This is a genomic window from Enterobacter sp. SORGH_AS_0287 (assembly GCF_031453695.1).
Lineage (GTDB): Bacteria > Pseudomonadota > Gammaproteobacteria > Enterobacterales > Enterobacteriaceae > Enterobacter > Enterobacter ludwigii.
Window position 1 is genome coordinate 2,596,816 of the sequence record NZ_JAVIZW010000001.1, and the last position, 20,783, is coordinate 2,617,598.

A 20,783-nucleotide genomic window follows, 5' to 3' on the forward strand; every position below is an offset into this window, starting at 1 on the left:
TTACGCTGCGATTTATATAAATCCACCAACACAACCAAACACTAAGTAACTGATTTGCAATTGATTTTAATGTTAACTATAGGAGTAATCGCACTTTTAATCATGACTGTAATTATACCTTTAGTAAATTAATTACCATACTCGAATGGCGGTAATAATAGGTACACAAAGCAGTGAGAGGGCGCATTACAGTACCGCCTGCCGTGATATCCGTCCAATAAAAAACATCTACCTTTCCACTTAATTTCACGCCTCCCCGACGAATAAGGAATGGGTTAACAAATATCCACTTAGTTACCATGTGTATTACTTTTTTGGTTTCAACATATACCTCTCACTCACACGCATTACCGCTCTGGAGTAACAAAACACAGTATGAGATTAATCCTAATATTTAATTCACAGAACTGCAGCAGACGGGAGACGAACAGAAATCATCAGCATCATTTCCAGAATATTATTTGCTGAGCGGCATATCTGTTTATATTCTGATTGTGAATGCCGTACCCCTTAGTAAAAAAAACATTATCTATAGGCTATTTATTACCTCATACCACTGACAAGCTGGACGCTGTCACGATTACGGAGAATTATATGACTGTTTCACCTGCATGGTCTGGCAATATTGACGCAACTGCTGACACGGGCATTAATACCGGACTTAAACTAAAAGCCGGGCAAAAAATCAGTATTATTGCGGAAGGATGGATTAAATACGGTAAGGAAGACTACGCCCTGGCATCGCCATACGGCAGGCTAAAAGAGGGCTTTGTCTTACGGAACGATAAGGTGCTGAAAGCCCGATTCAGTGCATCCGGAAAAAGCTATGACATTGGCAGTGGTGTTTACCAGTGGTCGGTACCGGAAGACGGCGAGCTGATTCTCGTGGTCAGTGACTCTTCACATCGCGACAACAGCGGCGCTTTCAGCGCGGTTGTGTATATCGCTGAAGACGAAAAGAAAGCGGCGGCTAAAAAGGCGGACTGGAAAGGTCATGTTCCCGCAACGCGCAGTGACTGGACCCACACCGGCGTATCCGTGAGCAAAGGGGACAAGGTGATGCTGATTGCTGCCGGTACCGCTCAGTACGACAGCCGCGGTCGCAGCTTTGGACCTGACGGCGACAGCCAGCATCCGTCAGCGCAAAAACCGGATCCCACTTTTGTCCTGCCAGAAGCACTGGCGGGGAAATTACTGATCAAAGCGGGTGAGCATATTTACGGTATCGGAAGCGGCGGTAGCGACTGGGAAGTCCCTGCTGATGGCGAAATTTCATTCATTTTTAACGATACAAATGTTGCGTCTGAATACGCCAATAATACGGGAGGCTATGACGTCAGGTTTGTTGTGCTCGGTTGAAATGCCCGCAGGGAGGCAACGTGCCATTCACTGCCTTCCCTGCCAGTTCACTGGAAAACAAAAATGAACGTTAATGGAGCCCCTGATATGAGCATTATGGACAATAAAAAAGTTGATTTGGTTTTCATCATCGACAGCAGTCTTTCAATGAAGGATGAAGCGGAAGCGCTCTGTGCAAAACTTGAGAGCGCCATTGAGGAGGCCAGAAAAGCCTGCCCTTCGGATTTACGAACTGATTTTCTGGGTATCGAAGGCGTTTTTGCCGGCACCAAATTTAATAAAACGGTCCGTCAGTTCCTGACGAGCGAGGCCGGAGCTAACCCGCCCGCCCTGAAAGGCAGAGAGTATGTCAAAGAGGGGAACCCCGCTCAGGAGGATGTGGCGCCTGCTGCGGAGGACGTTATCCGTCATTACAACTGGCGTGACGGCGCTGAAAGGAATGTTTTTGTGCTGGGAGACGAAAGTCTGAAAGGCGGGGAGATGACCCTGGATGCGGGCCGCATCAAAGCCTGCGATGATGCCATTGCCACCGCCCTGGAGTACGGTGTCAAAATCCACTCCTATCTGGGCACGCCTCATGTCTCATTACCTTATCCCACCCCGGATGATGAGAAAGCCATGGTTCGGGAATACAAGCGCCTGGCGCTTCGTACGGGTGGTGAGCATTATATCTACACCTCCGGCATTGCCGATTTTGCCTCGGTTTTAAAAAGCACCATTTGCGCCAGTAAGGCCACGCAACACGACAGCGTGGCGAACAAAAAAGAAGAAGCAGATGCGCTGGAAGGTAAAACGCCAGCGAAGACGCCCGGTAATGGCAGCGATCTGTGCGCACAGGCCCCTGAGATTGTCCGGGCGGTGAATACGCTTGCTGAGGTACTTAAGAACCTGATTGACGCTTGCGCCAGCGACTGTCGTTGCAAAGAGAATACGCCCCCTTGCCCGTGTCAGGAACATCACAACAAACCGGTGACCCCCTCCTCACCCCCCGCTGCGCCGGACACTCCCCCTGTCAGTCCCGAGCCGCCAGCAAAACCATTCCTGGATGAGAGTAAGTTTACGAATAATCATCTGAATCACTGGCAGTTCGGACCAGCAACGCCTGAGCATGAGTTTTACTCAGAAGGTGGCGCGACCATGATTCGTTTTCCGACCACCAATGTTAAAGGCCGGACACACAATGGCGTGCTGCTTTATAAACATTATTCGGAACTCCAGCCGGGGAAACGCTATCGCTTCAGCCTTCAGGCTCGCAGGGATAATGACTACAAGGTGATACCCGAACTGTCCCTGCGGGTGGCAGGCCAGGATATTACCTCGGTTACAGCACTTGCCGTGAAAGGCGAGTGGGTCACGCTGTCAGGAGAGTTTACGGCGGCGCAGGGCGATAATGTGCTGGAAATTTTCAGCCATAAAGCCAGCGGCGATGGTAACGATTTCAGCATTACTGGAATCACAGTAAAATCTGTCGATTGATTTTGTTACGCTGAATTCATTTCAGATATGAAGTGATGCCGGTTTGGCTACGCGTTGGTTAAACCAGGCATCACTGCTTAGCCAGTGTGCGTCACGCTTGAGATAACATTGGTCTGGCCCGGGAATACACGGAGGGCATGATTACCCTCGTCGACACGTTTACCTGAGCAGTTAAACCCGCGTGTTACCAGGGAAGCGCAATTTTCTCATCATTCGCTTTCTCGCCGTAATACAAAGAAGGCAGGAAACGAGACAAGAACGTGAATTCTGTATAACAGTGTCGCATAAGCGCTAATCCAACGTCATCGGCAGGTTCAGCGTGGTCGTCATTACTCATACCCAGAATAAACCGGCTACGCAGTACACACCCAAAAGGCGTATCCCGGACAACATGTAGCATTTGTCCGTCCAGCGGGTCGCCCTGACTATCCAGTTCAGTTTTTTCACCGAAGCCTATCCTTGCGGCAATGATTGCCGAGACACTCCCATCCCCCATTGCCTTGTCGACAGCCATTTCGCCAAATACCGATGCAGGGTGATGGAATTTAAGACGCGCGGGAATGGGAGGGATTTCAGCTAATGATTCAACGGCATGGATGCTTGCGCCGTAAAAACTTTCCCCACGCTTCCAGTTGGCGTCCCATCCACGATGTTCAACATGATCAACGGGATGCCACCATTTTATATGCTGCGTCGTTTCAAAGAAGGTAAACCACCAGTTAATCATACGTCCTTTGCAGCCATGTAAATCGGTGCGTACGGCGACCAGCAGACTCCCGTCATCCAGACGTTTAATACCTGTCTCCAGCGGCATGGGAGAAGGATCAAGCAATGCCGAATAATCCAGCCAGGGCCTGGCAATATCGTGTTGTCGCATTTTTTTCTCCATTAGCATTGGGAAGTTCGAACCATTTAGGAAACGAAGTGCGTTTCCTAAACATTACCGATAGAATGGTCGTATGACAAGCGAAAAGGAATCTCAAGGGTGACCCAACCAACCAAACCACGCGGACGCCCCTCAGTCCCTGAGGAAGAGGTGAAGAAACAAATCATTGGTAGCGCGATGGCCTTGCTCTTTGACAAAGGCTATGACGCCACAACAATTGAGGCGGTTGCATCGCATGCAGGCGTTGCCAAAAAGACCGTCTATCGCTTTGCGAAAAACCGGGAGGAATTGCTTGGCCTTTCGGTTCGAAACTGGACGGATAACTACGCCCCACTCCTGCAGAGCGATCCGACAGATAAGAATGACGTTTTACCGGCCTTAAGAAAATTACTGGCTGCGATTTGTGGTCAGGCGCTATCAGTAACCGCCGTGAAAATGTTTCGTCTTCTCAATACTGAATTTCCTGGTAAAGATGATCTCCTCAAGAAATACAATGAAAATGGCATAGCGCGCGGCCAACAATTACTCACTGAGTGGATTACACGACAGCAAAAACAGGGCTGGTTGCCGATGTTACCTGCAGATACCAGTGCCAAAGTCATACTCGCCATGTGTGTCGCCGAACCTCTTCGGCAGGCGGCGATTGGTATAACTCATCCCGTTGAGAAAGCAGATATTGAGGCACATTTGGATTCTTGTATGCCTTTTATTTTACTTATATTCAGGCAAGGTGATGAATGACATAGTACCTGGTGATTCTTGTAGAGTGTCACGCTTAGTACCTGTTCGAGCTATATAACTACAGGTCGCTACGTACTTACATCTCTGATAGCAACTGTTAACCATAGCGGTAATGACGTGAATTCATATTTCTCCCGTTAGACACAATATTTTTTATATCAACATCAGTAAAGCCCCAATTCATGAGGCTTTTGCATGATTAGTTATAGAGAGCTCTTTTTCGCTCCCTCAATTGAATCGCCACGGGTTTAACAGACACCTCAGAGTCATTTAAGATGACTTAAAGAGAGGTGCCCATGAGCGGTAAACGTTATCCCGAAGAGTTTAAAATTGAAGCAGTCAAGCAGGTTATTGATCGCGGTCATTCTGTTTCCAGCGTTGCAACACGCCTCGATGTCACCACCCACAGCCTTTACGCCTGGATAAAGAAGTACGGTCCGGACTCATCCACTAATAAAGAACAGTCAGATGCTCAGGCCGAGATCCGCCGACTCCAGAAGGAACTGAAGCGGGTTACTGACGAACGGGACATATTAAAAAAAGCCGCGGCGTACTTCGCAAAGCTGTCCGACTGAGGTACGCCTTTATTCGTGACAACTCCCGTTGCTGGCCTGTTCGTCTGCTCTGCAGGGTGCTGGATGTTCATCCCAGTGGCTTTTACGCCTGGTTTAAGCAACCGTATTCTCAGCACCACCAGGTAGATCTGAGACTGACGGGACAGATCAAACAGTTTTGGCTGGAGTCCGGTTGCGTTTATGGTTATCGCAAGATCCATCTGGACTTACGGGATAGCGGGCAACAGTGCGGAGTGAACAGAGTCTGGCGACTGATGAATCGTGCCGGGATAAAGGCTCAGGTCGGGTACCGGAGCCCTCGGGCACGCAAAGGCGAGGCCAGTATCGTGTCACCCGACAGGCTCCAACGACAGTTCAATCCGGATGCTCCGGATGAGCGTTGGGTAACGGACATAACCTACATCAGGACTCACGAAGGCTGGCTGTATCTGGCCGTGATTGTTGATCTGTTCTCACGCAAAATTATCGGCTGGTCAATGCAATCCCGGATGACAAAGGACATTGTCCTGAACGCACTGCTGATGGCTGTATGGCGGCGTAATCCTCAAAGACCGGTGCTGGTTCACTCGGACCAGGGCAGTCAGTACACAAGCCATGAGTGGCAGTCGTTCCTGAAATCACACGGCCTGGAAGGGAGTATGAGCCGTCGCGGTAACTGTCACGATAACGCGGTTGCAGAAAGCTTTTTCCAGTTACTGAAACGCGAGCGGATAAAGAAAAAGATCTACGGAACGCGGGAAGAAGCCCGCAGCGATATTTTTGATTACATCGAAATGTTTTATAACAGTAAGCGTCGGCATGGTTCGAGCAATCAGATGTCACCGACAGAATATGAAAACCAGTATTATCAACGGCTCGGAAGTGTCTAGATTATCCGTGGCGATTCAATCCCCTCCCTACCCCGCCATTCTCCTTACAAGCCGAAGATTGGCAACCCAATACTGGTTTTCTGTCAAAATTTGGTGAATGATCTCACTTATTGCTCACTAAGCAATCAATCAAATTTAAATACCCCCTAAAATACCTATTAATCGCAGTTATTAATGCTGACTTAATGATCCTACGGGTAGATCGAAGTTCCTGATCCACTCAACGTCCTCTTGTAATGAACATAACGAAGCCAGCAATGGCGCGGCCTCGGCAGATTTACCAGTCAGACTGGAGCTAAACACCATCACCGGTCCGCCCTCTCAAACCGAAAAATTAAATTTTCTTAGCAAAAACAACGAAAAACCCTCTATTCCTGGGCCTGTGAGAGCCTCTGAGCGGGGCGCTGTGCTATCGGTGTGTCAGTCACGATTGTGTGGAGATAACGCCGCTACGGGCTTCTGGTGAAGCATACGGGCTACTGGTGGAGGTACTCACGATGGTGTGGGAAATTGTACGAAACAGTGGCGGCCCGCCTCGGTGAATATCACCAGGTGATGGCTGGTTGTATGGCCTACTGGCAGGTATAAGAACTCACCTCTAACTTACACAATGCACATGTGTAATCTAGCAAGCTATTGATTCTTATACATTGTATTGTGGATAAACACCTAAGGGGAAGTTTTATGCAGAATTTATGCAGAATCAGGCAAGGATTATTCACTGGCAGAGCCAGCATGTGTGGTGTGCAAAGGACTACCCTTCGATATTTTGAAATGATTTTTCATTTTTATTGAACCGTTTGAGAGACTGTCCAGCAGATCCCCAAGTGAGACCGGATCTTTTCCGACACTAATATCTGAAGAGTGGCCCCCACTTTCGTTTCCCACCGCGCGGGTGTGGGTGCAATAATATATAAAAAACCCTTTACAATGATCATGTTATGATCAATATTTTCTTTGTAACTTACTTAATGAGATAGCAATGGGGGATTTTATGAAGAAGGTCGAACCAGTCAGAGACAAAGAGAAGATCGCAGAGGTTGAAAGACTGCTGCGCCAGAATAACAGCAGCGCTATCTACGGTGATTTGTGGGTGTTCCTGAATCAGACAGCGGCGCGGATTGGTGACGCTCTTAAGTTGCGGTATGCCGACTTTAACCATATCGAAGGGAACGTGTTGAACCTGAAGGAACAGAAGACCGGGAAGACACGCTCAATTATGTTGACACCAAAAGCACTTGAATTGGTGGCACAGCGCCGTGCTGATAATCCAGGTCAGGAATACCTGTTCGAAGTGGACAGCAACCGGGCCAAAGGAAAACCGATCAGCCGGGTAACGGTATCAGCCAAATTCAAAGAGGCCGGGGATATGCTCAATCTTCACATCGCGGCGCACAGCCCACGCAAGAACCTTGGTTATCACGCTATAAAACGTGGGGTCAGTTTGCCGACGCTCACGAAGCTGTACGGGCATTCATCGCAGGCGGTCACGCTGGCGTATTGTGGGATCATGGAAAAGGATGTTGAAGACGTATTCCAGGCAATCGATTATTGAGTGAAAATAATGCTGAGTAGAATCATATCGTGGTTAATTAATGTAAAATGAAGGCAGGAATAAGTTCCCACCTTCACAATAAGTAGTTGTATTATTCAAGTCGAGATTTATTTTTATTGACATATGGATGGAATTCGCCATGAGTCAGCCTTGCTTTTCCAAGAGATGACTTGAGCTCTGTCCCCATAGTTCTTAAGGTACTTCTATTGGAAGCAGTTTCTCTTTTATTTACTTTCTTAGCGTGATAGTTCATTTCATGATCTTCGGAAAAATTCACATACTCGTGATCACTAATTGCCATTGCTAGCTCCTCGCTTATCCAATTAGGCAAATACGGAACTTCTATAAGAAACATCTTAAATATTCTGTGACAATATTTTGTAGTATGCAATACCAATAATGATTAAAGCAGGATATAAATTTTTTTGATCTTAGGGTTGTGATCATACGCAAGGTTTACAACGTTTCTCACCTTCCTCTCTTGTTGCATACCTTACGAAGGATGAACATCAATAGAGCGGTAACCACTACGATCATCCCACAAAGCACCCATAAGAATGACGGATCTGCTTCACCATCTGCAAACCCCAAACCAGTGCGGTTTAGAAAATCATTGCTGATTTGAGATAAATAATCGAGTAAGCAGCCCCGACGAACAAGAGTTAAAGGGCGGGAAACGGCTTTGCACCTACCAGAACAGCATCTATCTGTTCACGCTGGTGACGCGCTCGCAGTCCTGCCCGTACTCCAAGACGTTTGAAACGTCGGACAATGAAAAATAGAGAATTACCATGTGGAGTCCCAGAGTTTGATTATGTGTTCGTTCCGCTAAAATCAGACGTTGGGAAAGCATTTCCTGTTGTCTTCGACCTTATTGCACGTAAAATGACCAGACACATTTTGGGAAGGAGTCTTTAATGGATATTGCGCTGCTCAACAGGGGCTGGAACAGAACATGGTCAGATACCATGGTGAATCTGGAAGCCCGGAAACTCGTCGAAACAGCAAATCGGCTATCAGCATTCTATTTGCAAGATGGGATAACACGTATCAAGTTTGTTGGAGAGATAAAACAGGTTGTAGATAAAGAATTTGAAACAGCGCGACGAGCTAAAACCGATGAAGAATGTATTGTATGCATCAAAAATCTTCGTGCTGAAACAGACAACCTGCTTGAACAAGAGCGTCTGTTAAAAACCAAGTCCGCACAGCTTTACGCGAAGGTCGAGTTTGTTAAGGAAAATAATAAAATCGTCGGTTATGTTATATCCGCTGTAAATGTGGTGCTATCAGGCGTGGTTCTCTTTGGTGGCTTTATGATGTTATCCACTATGGGGCCGATTGGTATGCTGGCTGGGGCAGTCCTGATTGCCGATGGAATGAACGGATTAACGAAAGAAGTGCTCAACTTTGATCAGCCAGCAGGACATAAACCCTCGCAAGGTATCATTGCTGACTCCGCGATGCATACGGCCCAGTTCATGGGATTTAATCCTAACACGGGCTTGGCTCTCTATAATGGTGTTACTCTTGGTGCCAGTGTGTACAGCATTGTTGGACTCGCTCGAAAAACTGGAGCCTGGAGATTATTCCGCTGGCTTCCACACGATTACTATCGCAAAGTCAGCACAATGAGCACTCCTAAGCTAACAATGAAGATTGTCGGTTATGGTGTTAAAGCAAAAGTGATTTTCGATCTATTGACAACCGAAAATGGAACCAGTTAATCCTTGATAGTTTTTCGGTAACGCCAGGATTTATAGGAAATTACCGGCGGCTGTGCAAAGGACATAATGGCAACCCCAAAGATCATCGCCAGCCCCCATGCAAATGCTCTATCAGGTGAGCTGAAGACGATAAGTAGCAGTAGGATTAAGGCACACACAGCCACCACTCCCGCTAAGGTAACAAATCGCCTAGCGAGGTCATTTATGGCCTCTCCAAGCGTTCCTCCATATTTTTCAATATTGCTTTTTATCTTCTGCAATTCGGGCTGCGTAAACCCTGAACGTAACAAAGCCTCATCAGTCACTTTCATATCGTCTCGTCCCTTATCTTCCAGAAGTGCTTTCCCAATCGCTGATTGTACAAGCAATCATACTGATGAACTTTACAGCAATCCACATGATGTTTGTGCAATGTATCAGATTTAAGACAATAGAAGCCATAAAGCCCCGTTAGTGGTACAAGCAACAAGCGGAGCGTAGCGACTTCATCAGGCCAACCTAGTTGGTTTCGCTTTGCGAAAGTCACCAGTGACCAAATCAGATTGTCAGAGAGATCACACCTTATCAGGGTGCTCGTGTACCTTTCGGAGCGTGAGCGAAGCGCTGGCAGAGCCGGATCTGTTGCTACCGGGGCATTACCACTATTCACCTGTTTACGCAGCCACAAGGCCGCACATCGGGCTTAAATGCGTGTGATCAATCTGTTTCGGGATGGTTTAGAGACGTTGGCAGCGTCATCAGCTTCGAGTTGATAGCGGTTCGTGGGGACTGTTCACGCTTTGTACCTGTTCGAGCTTTACAACTACAGGCCGCTACGTGCTAACATCCCTGAATAGCCACTGTTAACCATAGCGGCAACTGTTGGTCATAGAATCCCTTAAAAAAAGGTTGTATCTTGAGAACAAAAATCGTCTTAAGTTATTGTTTTTAAAGGATTTTGTTGTGTGAGTGCCGATAATAGGAGTCGAACCTACGACCTTCGCATTACGAATGCGCTGCTCTACCAACTGAGCTATATCGGCCCTGAAAGGCCGGTTACGAGCGTAACCACGGGGCAAAAGGTTAGATCTAACCGGGTGATGCGTCAATGCCCTTTTGAATCAAACGGCTATTTTTGCATCACCCGTGATTATTTACGCACGAATCGTATCATCACCGAAGCCGATCCACTTGTAGGTGGTCAGTGCTTCCAGGCCCATCGGGCCTCTTGCATGCAGTTTTTGCGTGCTGACAGCAACTTCTGCGCCCAGGCCGAACTGGCCACCGTCGGTGAAGCGGGTTGAGGCATTCACGTATACGGCGGAGGAGTCCACCTCATTCACAAAGCGATCGGCATTGCGCAGGGTACGCGTCAGAATCGCATCCGAGTGCTGGGTACCATGTTCACGGATGTGAGCAATGGCATCGTCAAGACTCGCAACCACCTTCACGTTCAAATCCAGAGACAAAAACTCGTCGTCGTACTGTTCCGCTTTGACCGGTACCACCGTTGCCGGGCCGTCTTTCAGCAGTGCCAGCGCGTTGGCATCCGCGTGCAGCGTCACGCCACTTTCGGCCATCTGTTTGCTCAGCGCAGGCAGGAAGGTATTGGCGATGCCCTGATGCACCAGCAGCGTTTCAACTGTATTACAGGTGCTTGGACGCTGGGTTTTGGCATTGACGATAATCTTCAGCGCCGGTTCAATCTCGGCACTGTCATCAACCACGATATGGCACACGCCGATACCGCCCGTGATTACAGGAATGGTCGACTGCTCACGGCACAGCTTGTGCAGGCCCGCGCCACCGCGTGGGATCAGCATGTCGATGTATTTATCCATGCGCAGCATCTCGTTCACCAGCGCACGGTCCGGGCTCTCGATTGCCTGTACGGCACCTGCCGGCAGGCCGCACTCTTCCAGCGCCTGCTGGATAACGTTTACGGTCGCGGCGTTGGTACGCCAGGTCTCTTTCCCGCCACGCAGAATGGCAGCGTTGCCGGTCTTCAGGCACAGGGAAGCAACATCAACCGTAACGTTGGGACGCGCTTCATAGATCACGCCAATCACGCCCAGCGGCACGCGACGACGCTCAAGGCGCAGCCCGCTGTCGAGCAGCCCACCATCAATGACCTGACCAACCGGATCGGCAAGATTGCAGACCTGGCGGACATCGTCAGCGATGCCTTTCAGACGTGCCGGGGTCAGCGCCAGGCGGTCGAGCATTGCTTCGCTCAGGCCATTGCGACGCGCTTCCATCAGATCCTGCTCGTTGGCGAGCAGAATCTCCTGCGACTGCGATTCCAGATAATCAGCGATTTTTTCCAGTACGCGGTTTTTCTCGCGGCTGGAAAGGAGCGCCAGTTTGTAAGAGGCGGCCTTCGCGGCTGCGCCCATTTGTTCCAGCATTTTCTGGCTCCTTAACGAATAATCATGTCATCACGATGCACGGCAACCGGGCCATATTCATAACCCAGAATGGCGTCTATCTGCTGTGAATGGTGACCCGCAATACGGCGCAGGGCATCGCTGTTGTAGCGGCTTACGCCGTGGGCGATGTCACGACCTTCGAGATTACGGATACGGATCACTTCACCACGTGAGAAGTTGCCTGTCACGCTTTTAATTCCTTTAGGAAGTAATGAACTCCCTCTTTCCAGAATTGCGGCGGTCGCCCCTTCATCAACGGTGAGTTCGCCTGCCGGCGGTGCGCCAAAGATCCAGCGTTTGCGGTTTTCCAGCGGGGAGGCCTGCGCGTGGAAGCGGGTTCCCACGGAGATGCCTTCCATCACGTCGCCGATCACGCCAGGACGGCTGCCCGCGGCAATGATGGTGTCGATACCGGCACGGCATGCCACGTCAGCAGCCTGCAGTTTGGTCCCCATCCCGCCGGTCCCGAGGCCTGAAACGCTGTCACCTGCGATGGCGCGTAGCGCATCGTCGATACCGTGTACATCGGTAATCAGTTCAGCATCTGGGTTTGAACGCGGGTCGGCGGTGAAGAGCCCCTGCTGGTCGGTCAGGAGCAGTAATTTATCAGCGCCTGCCAGAATTGCGGCCAGTGCCGAGAGGTTATCGTTATCACCCACTTTGATTTCAGCGGTGGCCACGGCATCGTTTTCGTTAATGACGGGAACGATGTTGTTATCCAGCAGCGCGCGCAGCGTATCGCGCGCGTTCAGGAAACGCTCCCGGTCTTCCATATCCGCACGCGTCAGCAGCATCTGCCCGACGTGGATGCCATAGATAGAAAACAGCTGTTCCCAGAGTTGAATGAGTCGGCTTTGTCCCACGGCGGCCAGCAGCTGTTTCGAGGCGATCGTCGCGGGGAGTTCGGGGTAACCCAGGTGTTCACGCCCGGCGGCAATCGCCCCGGAGGTCACAATTACAATACGATGCCCTGCGGCATGCAACTGAGCGCACTGACGTACAAGCTCAACAATGTGGGCGCGATTAAGGCGGCGCGATCCGCCTGTTAAAACACTGGTACCGAGTTTTACCACCAGCGTCTGGCTGTCACTCATGATTCTCTGCCGTTCAACGATAAGGGAAAATGATGTCAAACGAACGTTTTAACAGGTGTCAGCCCCGTTGCCAACTGCCTTAGCACATCGCGAAACACTTTGTTGCGCGGGATCAGGAAGCGTAGCGGCAAAATTTGACAGTTTTATTACCGAAATAATAAATCACAGTTTTTTAAAATTATTCTTAATTTGTCATAAAAGTTTCATTGCGTAACGTTAAAACCCTTTCTGTTTTTTCACGGGACTTAAGCATGAGCTTATCGTCCAGCGAATTTTTTTAGCGCGTTTATAAGACAGGATCGAAAATGAAAAAGAGCACACTGGCATTAGTGGTAATGGGCGTTGTGGCTTCCGCATCTGTACACGCAGCCGAAGTTTATAATAAAAACGGTAATAAACTGGACGTATACGGCAAAGTTAAAGCAATGCACTACATCAGCGATGATGACACTAAAGATGGTGACCAGACTTACGTCCGTTTCGGTTTTAAAGGCGAAACACAGATTAACGATCAGCTGACGGGCTATGGCCGTTGGGAAGCTGAATTTGCCGGTAACAAAGCCGAAAGCGACTCTACACAGAAAACCCGTCTGGCGTTTGCTGGTCTGAAACTGAAAGACATTGGCTCTCTGGATTACGGTCGTAACCTGGGCGCACTGTACGACGTTGAAGCCTGGACCGATATGTTCCCTGAGTTCGGCGGTGACTCTTCAGCCCAGACTGATAACTTCATGACCAAACGTGCGAGCGGTCTTGCCACCTACCGTAACACCGACTTCTTCGGTGCGGTTGATGGCCTGGATATGACCCTGCAGTATCAGGGCAAAAACGAAAACCGCGACGTCAAAAAACAGAACGGTGACGGTTTCGGTACCTCTCTGACCTATGACTTCGGTGGCAGCGACTTCGCCGTCAGCGGTGCCTACACCAACTCTGACCGTACTAACGCACAAAACCTGCTGACGCGCGGTGAAGGTAAAAAAGCGGAAGCATGGGCAACCGGTCTGAAATATGACGCTAACGATATTTATCTGGCAGCGATGTACTCTGAAACCCGCAATATGACCCCAATTTCGGGTGGTTTTGCGAATAAGGCTCAGAACTTTGAAGTTGTTGCACAATACCAGTTCGATTTCGGTCTGCGTCCGTCCCTGGGTTATGTCCAGTCTAAAGGCAAGGATATCGAAGGTGTGGGTGACGAAGATCTGGTGAAATACATCGACGTGGGCGCGACCTATTATTTCAACAAAAATATGTCCGCGTTTGTTGATTATAAAATCAACCAGATTGATGACGACAATAAACTGGGCGTGAGCAGTGATGACATCGTTGCTCTGGGTATGACCTACCAGTTCTGATATTGTTGAAATAAAAAATCCCGGCGCAGATGCCGGGATTTTTTTGCCTGGAGGGGGTCGGGTTTACTGCCCTCACCCCATCCCTCGCGAAGAGAGAAATATCGCGATTACGCCGTCAGCTTAACCGCTTCGCTGGAAAAGTTATCCGCGGGTTCAAGCTTCAGATCCAGGGTGGCCAGCAGTGCTCTTGCCTTTTCGAGGTACTCTTTCAAAGTATGCTCCAGGCGGTCGATCACTTCCTGGTCTTTGATAGGGGCTGTTTGCCAGTAGCCGTCTTTATTAAACAGGCCGAACTGGTAGCTATACGTAAAACGTTTTTCTTCCGCTTCCATTTCCATCCACCAGCCCCAGAATTCACGTTTTTCGGGTGCAGGCTTCACGTTGACGCATACAGCCAGGCAGTCGAAAAAAAAGCGATTTTCTTCACACTGCTCTTCTCGAATATACGGGCCGAGAGCCATAAACTTCTTGATCAGTCTACTTTTCGGGTGTCCACTCGGTAACGTCATTGCGATCTCCTTTTGTGAAGCCACTGTTTTACCAAACCAGCAAAATTTAGCAATCTATTAACACAATCTCTGCGCGATCCAGCGTGTGATCTCTCTCAATGCTTTGTCAAAATTCTGGTACACCGGGCTGAACGGTACCTCAAGCAATTTGCCATCCGCAGATGACGAAGTGATTAAGCGTGACTCCTCTTCAGGACTGAAGGGATCGTTTTTCCAGTACCCTGACATCATCGGCGTAGGGCAACGCCGTCCCAGCAACCCCTGCGTTTTTAGCGAGTAACGATTGAGTTCAACGCGCAGCGCTTCGTCTGATGCATCATGCATGCCAAGGCGGCTGGCCAGCACATCAAGGTACATTTCCGGCACGCGGCCCTGCCGGGTCGGATCGCTGAGCAGAGCGTGCACCACCGGACCGAGACAGGCGACGGCCTTCAGGCGTGAAGCTTCAAGGTAAGCCAGACGCACGGCGACGTTGGCGCCAAAGCGGAAACCAAATGCAGCAACACGCGTGTGGTCAACCCATGGAATGTTTTCCAGCGCTTTTAGCGCATGCTGGTGCAGAAGACTCGAGTCCTGAGTCAGTTTCCATTTGGATGAAAAGCCAATTGAGGGCATATCCAGCGTCAGCATCGCGATCCCTTTTGGTGCGAAGTAACGCTCATACAGGCTGTAATAGTCGATTTGCAGTGAATCCAGCCCGCCGCACATCAGAACGGTCGGGAACGGGCCTTCGCCTTCTGGCATATGCAGGAACCCGGTGACGGGCGCGCCACCCGGGATGGTAAACTCCAGCTCGCGCATCCGGCCCGGTAAGCGTTGAGCGGCCTCTTCGTAGGCGCGATTCGCCAGCGCCTGAGCCTGCTCGGCCAGCTCATCACCTTTCAAATGCGGGTATGCGGCAATAGCATAGAGGTTGGCCGCATGCAGCCAGTGTTTGCCGCTGAGCGTGGCGTCCTCTTCCTGGCTGGCTTTTTGCTGCCAGAGCATCGCCTGTTTAGACCATTCGTAGATCCAGTTTCCCCCGCGATAACCCACGACCGTATCGTAGAGTTCACTGTCGGTGCGCTCAGCTTCGCTCATCACGATACGCGCCTGCACATCAAGGATTTCACGGGGATCAATACCGCGCCAGATCCACATCAGACGGTTAATCATGCGGTACCAGTGAGGCACGTTTTTACCGTCTAATGCAGACTGGACGGCAGGCATGGTCCCCGGATTAAACCGGCGCACCAGCGTCGACGTTTCAGGATGTTTGAAACGGGGTTTGAAGAGAGTCTCGGTGAGATTCGCCTGCGTCATTACGTTGCCTCCATGAATACGTCATATAGAGACCATTGTAACGCGCGTCAGACTAAAAAAAACAACGCCCGGTATCACCGGGCGTTAAATAAGTGCGTAAGAGAATTAACGACCAGAGATTGGCGGTACGAATACCACGCCCATATCCCATGGCTGTTCAATCCAGGTATCCTGAGGGATATCAATCACGTAATCATCAACCAGCGGACGGCCTGCTGGCTTCGCGAAGATGGTGACGAAGTGGGCTTTTGGATACATTTCGCGGATAGCCACCGCGGTACCGCCGGTATCAACCAGGTCGTCGATAACGATGAAGCCTTCACCGTCGCCTTCCGCACGTTTCAGCACGGTCAGCTCACGCTGGTTATCATGGTCATAGCTGGAGATGCATACGGTATCGACATGACGAATACCCAGCTCACGTGCCAGCAGCGCCCCCGGTACCAGACCGCCACGGCTGACGGCAATAATGCCTTTCCACTGTTCGGAAGGCATCAGACGCGCAGCCAGTTTGCGTGCGTGAATCTGCAACATGTCCCAGGTGACGACGTATTTTTCGCTCATGTGAAGTGTCCCAGCCTGTTTGTATACGGCTTAAAAAGTGTTCGAGGGGGAAATAGGTTGCGCGAGATTATAGAGATCTGACGCACTAAAAACCAGTGTTTAGCGCCCGGAGCCTGAGTTTTTACATGCTTTATGCTACCAGCCATCGGAGAAAGTGGTATTCTCAGTTGCATCTCGCAAGCCTGTCTTGTGGTAACTATTAACCTGCTAACCCTGTGACCTGCAACTCGCTTTGCAGGGCATCGACAAGGAGACTTATCGTGTCTGAACTGTCTCAATTATCTCCACAGCCACTGTGGGATATTTTTGCCAAAATCTGTTCCATTCCCCACCCTTCCTACCATGAAGAACAGCTTGCCGAACATATTATGGGCTGGGCGAAGGAAAAAGGTCTGCATGCTGAACGCGACCAGGTTGGCAACATTCTGATCCGCAAACCGGCGACCGCAGGCATGGAAAACCGTAAACCGGTTGTGCTGCAGGCGCACCTGGACATGGTTCCACAGAAAAACAACGACACCGTTCACGACTTCACCAAAGACCCTATCCAGCCTTACATCGATGGCGACTGGGTGAAAGCGCGCGGCACGACCCTTGGTGCAGATAACGGCATTGGTATGGCGTCTGCTCTGGCCGTCCTGGCGGACGACAGCGTTGAGCACGGTCCGCTGGAAGTGCTGCTGACCATGACGGAAGAAGCAGGCATGGACGGTGCGTTCGGTCTGCAGGCGAACTGGCTGCAGGCGGACATTCTGATCAACACCGACTCTGAAGAAGAGGGTGAGATCTACATGGGCTGCGCCGGCGGGATTGATTTCATCACGACCCTGCCACTGTCCCGCGAAGCGATCCCTGCTGGTTTCCAGACCTTCAAGCTGACGCTGAAAGGGCTGAAAGGCGGTCACTCCGGTGGTGATATTCACCTGGGTCTGGGCAACGCCAACAAACTGCTGGCACGCTTCCTGGCTGGCCACGCGGCTGAGCTGGATCTGCGTCTGGTGGATTTCAACGGCGGCACACTGCGCAATGCCATTCCGCGTGAAGCCTTCACGACCGTGGCAGTACCCGCAGCAAAAGCTGACGAGCTGAAAAAGCTTTCCAGCGTATACCTGGATATCCTGAAAAACGAACTGTCAGCGAAAGAGAAGAACCTGACCGTGGTGCTCGAGTCCGTGACTACCGACAAAGCGGCGCTGACCTCCCCGTCTCGTGACGCCTTCGTTCAGCTGCTGAACGCGACGCCAAACGGCGTGATTCGTAATTCAGACGTCGCGAAAGGCGTGGTTGAAACCTCCCTGAACGTGGGCGTGGTCACCATGAGCGATGACAGCGCGGAGATCATCTGCCTGATCCGTTCGCTTATCGACAGCGGTAAAGAGTATGTGGTGAGCATGCTGGAGTCTCTGGGTAAACTGGCGGGTGCGCACACCTCCGCAAAAGGTAGCTACCCAGGCTGGCAGCCGGATGCCAGTTCGCCGGTGATGGCGCTGGTGCGTGAAACTTACCAGCGTCTGTTCAACAGTACCCCGAACATTCAGGTGATCCACGCTGGTCTGGAGTGTGGTCTGTTCAAGAAACCGTATCCGAACATGGACATGGTGTCTATCGGGCCAACCATTACCGGTCCGCACTCGCCGGATGAGCAGGTTCATATTGAAAGCGTGGGTCATTACTGGACTCTGCTGACTGAACTGCTGAAAGCGATCCCTGCTAAGTAATTCGCCGTATGATGCCCGGTAGCGCGTTGCCTGCCGGGCTGACAAATCCGCCTGCTATAACCCCAATACCAGCTGCCGCTCCAGTTGCGGGTCCAGCAGCGTCACGTGTAACCCCACCAGCCTCACTCCCCGCCCTGCCCGCCGTTCTTCCCAGGCTTTTCTCGCGGTGGCGATAAGATCGTCTTTATTCAGTCGCGGCCAGACATGCTCCTGCGTCGTCTGCTGGAAATCATTAAACTTCAGCTTAACGCCCTGACGGGCAATCAGCAGATCGGGTTTTACTTTCGCTAACCGCCGCTCCAGTTCGGGATAAAGTTGGTCAGTGATAATGACTTCACACTCGGACCAGTCATGGATGTCTTCCATCAGCGTGCGTTCAACCCCGACCGATTTACGCAGCCGCTCATTGCTCACGCTGCGCTCATCAATTCCCTGACTGCGCTCCCACAGCACGCGACCAAACTTACCGAAACGCTTAAGCAGCATGGCCAGATCGCTTCGCTGTACATCTTCACAGGTCCGTAATCCCATACTTTCCAGCTTTGCAGCAGACACTTTCCCCACGCCGGGGATTTTGCCGAGCGGCAGCGTTTTTAAAAACGCCGGAACCTCTTCCGGAGTGATGACGTACTGACCATCGGGTTTATTCAAATCAGACGCTATTTTGGCGAGAAATTTCACCGGTGCGACGCCCGCGGAAGCGGTCAGATTGAGCTCGTTGAAGATAGTCCGGCGGATCTCCTGCGCCATTAACGTTGCGGAGCCGTGGCAGTGCAGGCTGTCAGTGACATCCAGGTAGGCTTCGTCCAGTGACAGAGGTTCAATCAGCGAGGTATAGCGAGAGAAGATCTCGCGGATATGCAGGGAGGCTTCTTTGTAGGCTTCAAATCGGCCGGGCAACAGCGTGAGATGAGGGCACAGCTTTAGCGCCATGGCAGTTGGCATAGCGCTGCGCACGCCAAATTTGCGCGCAGGGTAGTTGGCGGTGCTGATCACACCGCGCTGGACACGGCTACCGCCAATCGCAATAGGTATATCCCGCAGCGCCGGATTGTCACGCATTTCCACTGCGGCAAAAAAGCAGTCCATATCGACATGGATTATTTTGCGCATAGTAAGCCCTCACTCATCACTGGATAAGTATACAGTAAAGAAATGAGAGTTGAGAAGTGTGTTTCCCCTCTCCTCCTGGAAGAGGGGAAACACCGGACTCACTACAGGATCCGCCGGGCCTCGCGCGCCATGCGTTTTTTACGGGCGTCGCAGGGTTCGGGGCAGTCGCACACTTTTTCCATCCCGAGCGCGGAGATACCACCACAGCTGCCCTGAATGCTTTTACGCTTTATGATCCAGCCCAGAGACATGCCGAGTACAACAAGCAAAAAAACCGCGAAAGTTGCCAGAAACGTCAGCATCATCACCCCCCGAAGTCATCCAGCAGGATGTTCTCATCTTCCACACCCAGATCTTTTAGCATCTTAATGACTGCAGCGTTCATCACTGGCGGCCCACACATGTAAAATTCGCAATCCTCTGGCGCAGGATGCTGCTTGAGGTAGTTTTCATAAAGCACGTTGTGGATGAACCCCGTGTGACCGGTCCAGTTATCTTCCGGTTGCGGATCGGAGAGGGCCACATGGAAGGTGAAGTTTGGGTTTTCACGCGCCAGTTGCTCAAACTCATCATCATAGAACATCTCTCGCAGCGAGCGTGCCCCGTACCAGAAGCTGATTTTGCGCTTGCTTCCGAGGCGCTTGAGCTGGTCAAAAATGTGCGAACGCATCGGTGCCATGCCCGCGCCACCACCGATAAAGACCATTTCAGCCTCGGTCTCTTTAGCAAAGAACTCGCCAAACGGACCGGAGATGGTCACCTTATCTCCCGGTTTCAGGGACCAGATATACGACGACATGACGCCCGGGGGTGCATCAGGCACATTCGGCGGCGGCGTGGCGATACGCACGTTGAGCATAATGATGCCCTTCTCGTCCGGGTAGTTGGCCATTGAGTAGGCGCGAAGCGTCGGTTCTTTAACGTCAGACACAAAACGGAAAAGATTGAATTTGTCCCAGTCGGCACGGTACTCATCCGGAACGTCGAAGTCCGCATACGCCACGGTGTGATCCGGGCACTCAATCTGGATGTATCCCCCTGCCCGGAACGGAACATCTTCCCCTTCCGGCACGCGCAGCTTCAGCTCTTTAATGAAAGTCGCTTTGTTATCGTTAGAGATAACCTCGCACTCCCATTTTTTGACCCCGAAGATCTCTTCCGGCAGCTCAATTTTCATGTCCTGGCGCACCGCGACCTGGCAGGCCAGACGGCAGCCCTCTTTCGCCTCACGCTTCGTGATATGCGCCAGCTCAGTGGGCAGAATATCCCCGCCCCCCTCTTTCACCGTGACGCGGCACTGACCGCAGGAGCCACCGCCACCGCAGGCCGAGGAGACAAAGATCCCGTTGCCGGAGAGCGTATTGAGCAGTTTATCCCCCGCCGGCGTGCGGATCTGGTTTTGCGGCTCACCGTTGATATCAATCACCACGTCGCCGGAATTCACCAGCTTCGCGCGTGCCGCCAGAATCAGCCCTGACAACACCAGTACAATCAGCGTGAACATCACCACGCCAAGAATAATTTCCATC

At 51.0% G+C, this 20,783-nt stretch carries 19 protein-coding genes and 1 tRNA gene; 8 read left to right on the forward strand and 12 right to left on the reverse strand.

Annotated elements, in window-relative coordinates:
• The first annotated feature begins 594 nt into the window (after positions 1-594).
• Positions 595-1,359 carry a LecA/PA-IL family lectin gene (locus tag QE396_RS12365; protein ID WP_047366357.1) on the forward strand — a complete coding sequence of 255 codons (765 nt, stop codon included), beginning with the start codon at positions 595-597 and terminating at the stop codon, positions 1,357-1,359.
• Positions 1,360-1,446: 87 nt separating this feature from the next.
• Positions 1,447-2,835: a carbohydrate binding domain-containing protein gene (locus tag QE396_RS12370; protein ID WP_230682143.1), complete on the forward strand. Its 1,389-nt coding sequence runs from the start codon at positions 1,447-1,449 to the stop codon at positions 2,833-2,835.
• 184 nt (positions 2,836-3,019) lie between these two features.
• Here the strand turns inward: QE396_RS12370 and QE396_RS12375 are convergent, their stop codons facing one another.
• Positions 3,020-3,712, reverse strand: a complete 693-nt coding sequence (locus tag QE396_RS12375) for a DAPG hydrolase family protein (protein ID WP_040016765.1) — start codon at positions 3,710-3,712, stop codon at positions 3,020-3,022.
• 108 nt (positions 3,713-3,820) lie between these two features.
• On the opposite strand from QE396_RS12375, the gene QE396_RS12380 reads away from it, so the two are divergent.
• The 3 genes from QE396_RS12380 to QE396_RS12390 all read left to right on the forward strand — a co-directional run bounded on the left by QE396_RS12380 (position 3,821) and on the right by QE396_RS12390 (position 7,461).
• A complete protein-coding gene (locus QE396_RS12380) occupies positions 3,821-4,462 on the forward strand; it encodes a TetR/AcrR family transcriptional regulator (RefSeq protein WP_047366359.1) in 642 nt (213 codons plus the stop codon).
• Positions 4,463-4,758: 296 nt separating this feature from the next.
• Positions 4,759-5,906, forward strand: a protein-coding gene (locus QE396_RS12385; RefSeq protein ID WP_127353187.1) for an IS3 family transposase whose coding sequence is annotated in 2 segments (ribosomal slippage) — positions 4,759-4,996 and positions 4,996-5,906 — 1,149 coding nt in all. Because the reading frame shifts where the segments join, the coding sequence is not laid out codon by codon here.
• A 994-nt stretch (positions 5,907-6,900) separates the two neighbouring features.
• Positions 6,901-7,461, forward strand: a complete 561-nt coding sequence (locus QE396_RS12390; protein WP_032669563.1) for a tyrosine-type recombinase/integrase — start codon at positions 6,901-6,903, stop codon at positions 7,459-7,461.
• A 91-nt stretch (positions 7,462-7,552) separates the two neighbouring features.
• On the opposite strand, the gene QE396_RS12395 is transcribed toward QE396_RS12390, so the two are convergent.
• Positions 7,553-7,762 carry a hypothetical protein gene (locus QE396_RS12395; RefSeq protein WP_020882778.1) on the reverse strand — a complete coding sequence of 70 codons (210 nt, stop codon included), beginning with the start codon at positions 7,760-7,762 and terminating at the stop codon, positions 7,553-7,555.
• Between the two features lie 616 nt (positions 7,763-8,378).
• On the opposite strand from QE396_RS12395, the gene QE396_RS12400 reads away from it, so the two are divergent.
• Complete coding sequence (locus QE396_RS12400; RefSeq protein ID WP_020882779.1) at positions 8,379-9,188, forward strand: DUF4225 domain-containing protein; 810 nt, start codon at positions 8,379-8,381, stop codon at positions 9,186-9,188.
• Here QE396_RS12400 and QE396_RS12405 read toward each other — a convergent pair.
• The 4 genes from QE396_RS12405 to proB form a co-directional block, all read right to left on the reverse strand.
• Positions 9,185-9,499: a hypothetical protein gene (locus QE396_RS12405; RefSeq protein ID WP_020882780.1), complete on the reverse strand. Its 315-nt coding sequence runs from the start codon at positions 9,497-9,499 to the stop codon at positions 9,185-9,187. The two genes, QE396_RS12400 and QE396_RS12405, sit on opposite strands and share 4 nt — an antisense overlap.
• A 638-nt stretch (positions 9,500-10,137) precedes the next feature.
• Positions 10,138-10,210 (reverse strand) — tRNA-Thr (locus QE396_RS12410).
• A 111-nt stretch (positions 10,211-10,321) separates the two neighbouring features.
• Entirely contained in the window at positions 10,322-11,575 is a 1,254-nt protein-coding gene (gene proA / locus QE396_RS12415) for a glutamate-5-semialdehyde dehydrogenase (RefSeq protein ID WP_032681609.1), read from the reverse strand.
• Between the two features lie 11 nt (positions 11,576-11,586).
• Positions 11,587-12,690, reverse strand: coding sequence for a glutamate 5-kinase (gene proB, locus QE396_RS12420; protein WP_020882782.1), 1,104 nt, complete (start codon positions 12,688-12,690; stop codon positions 11,587-11,589).
• Between the two features lie 305 nt (positions 12,691-12,995).
• Here proB and phoE point away from each other — a divergent pair, with 305 nt between their 5' ends.
• Positions 12,996-14,048: a phosphoporin PhoE gene (gene phoE, locus QE396_RS12425; protein ID WP_014168769.1), complete on the forward strand. Its 1,053-nt coding sequence runs from the start codon at positions 12,996-12,998 to the stop codon at positions 14,046-14,048.
• Positions 14,049-14,155: 107 nt separating this feature from the next.
• Here phoE and crl read toward each other — a convergent pair whose 3' ends face one another.
• The 3 genes from crl to gpt all read right to left on the reverse strand — a co-directional run bounded on the left by crl (position 14,156) and on the right by gpt (position 16,423).
• Positions 14,156-14,557: a sigma factor-binding protein Crl gene (gene crl / locus QE396_RS12430; RefSeq protein WP_020882784.1), complete on the reverse strand. Its 402-nt coding sequence runs from the start codon at positions 14,555-14,557 to the stop codon at positions 14,156-14,158.
• A gap of 57 nt (positions 14,558-14,614) precedes the next feature.
• Positions 14,615-15,859, reverse strand: a complete 1,245-nt coding sequence (frsA, locus tag QE396_RS12435) for an esterase FrsA (RefSeq protein WP_014168767.1) — start codon at positions 15,857-15,859, stop codon at positions 14,615-14,617.
• A 105-nt stretch (positions 15,860-15,964) separates the two neighbouring features.
• The gene (gene gpt, locus QE396_RS12440) at positions 15,965-16,423 is read right to left on the reverse strand and encodes a xanthine phosphoribosyltransferase (RefSeq protein ID WP_010427903.1); all 459 of its coding nucleotides are present in this window, start codon (positions 16,421-16,423) and stop codon (positions 15,965-15,967) included.
• Positions 16,424-16,683: 260 nt separating this feature from the next.
• Between gpt and pepD the strand changes: the two genes are divergently transcribed.
• Entirely contained in the window at positions 16,684-18,141 is a 1,458-nt protein-coding gene (pepD, locus tag QE396_RS12445; RefSeq protein WP_032677472.1) for a cytosol nonspecific dipeptidase, read from the forward strand.
• 54 nt (positions 18,142-18,195) lie between these two features.
• On the opposite strand, the gene dinB is transcribed toward pepD, so the two are convergent.
• The 3 genes from dinB to nqrF form a co-directional block, all read right to left on the reverse strand.
• A complete protein-coding gene (gene dinB / locus QE396_RS12450) occupies positions 18,196-19,254 on the reverse strand; it encodes a DNA polymerase IV (protein WP_181216301.1) in 1,059 nt (352 codons plus the stop codon).
• Between the two features lie 101 nt (positions 19,255-19,355).
• Complete coding sequence (gene nqrM / locus QE396_RS12455) at positions 19,356-19,559, reverse strand: (Na+)-NQR maturation NqrM (RefSeq protein ID WP_020882787.1); 204 nt, start codon at positions 19,557-19,559, stop codon at positions 19,356-19,358.
• Positions 19,559-20,782, reverse strand: coding sequence for an NADH:ubiquinone reductase (Na(+)-transporting) subunit F (nqrF, locus tag QE396_RS12460; RefSeq protein WP_020882788.1), 1,224 nt, complete (start codon positions 20,780-20,782; stop codon positions 19,559-19,561). Before nqrF ends, nqrM begins: the two co-directional genes overlap by 1 nt.
• Position 20,783 lies beyond the last annotated feature (1 nt).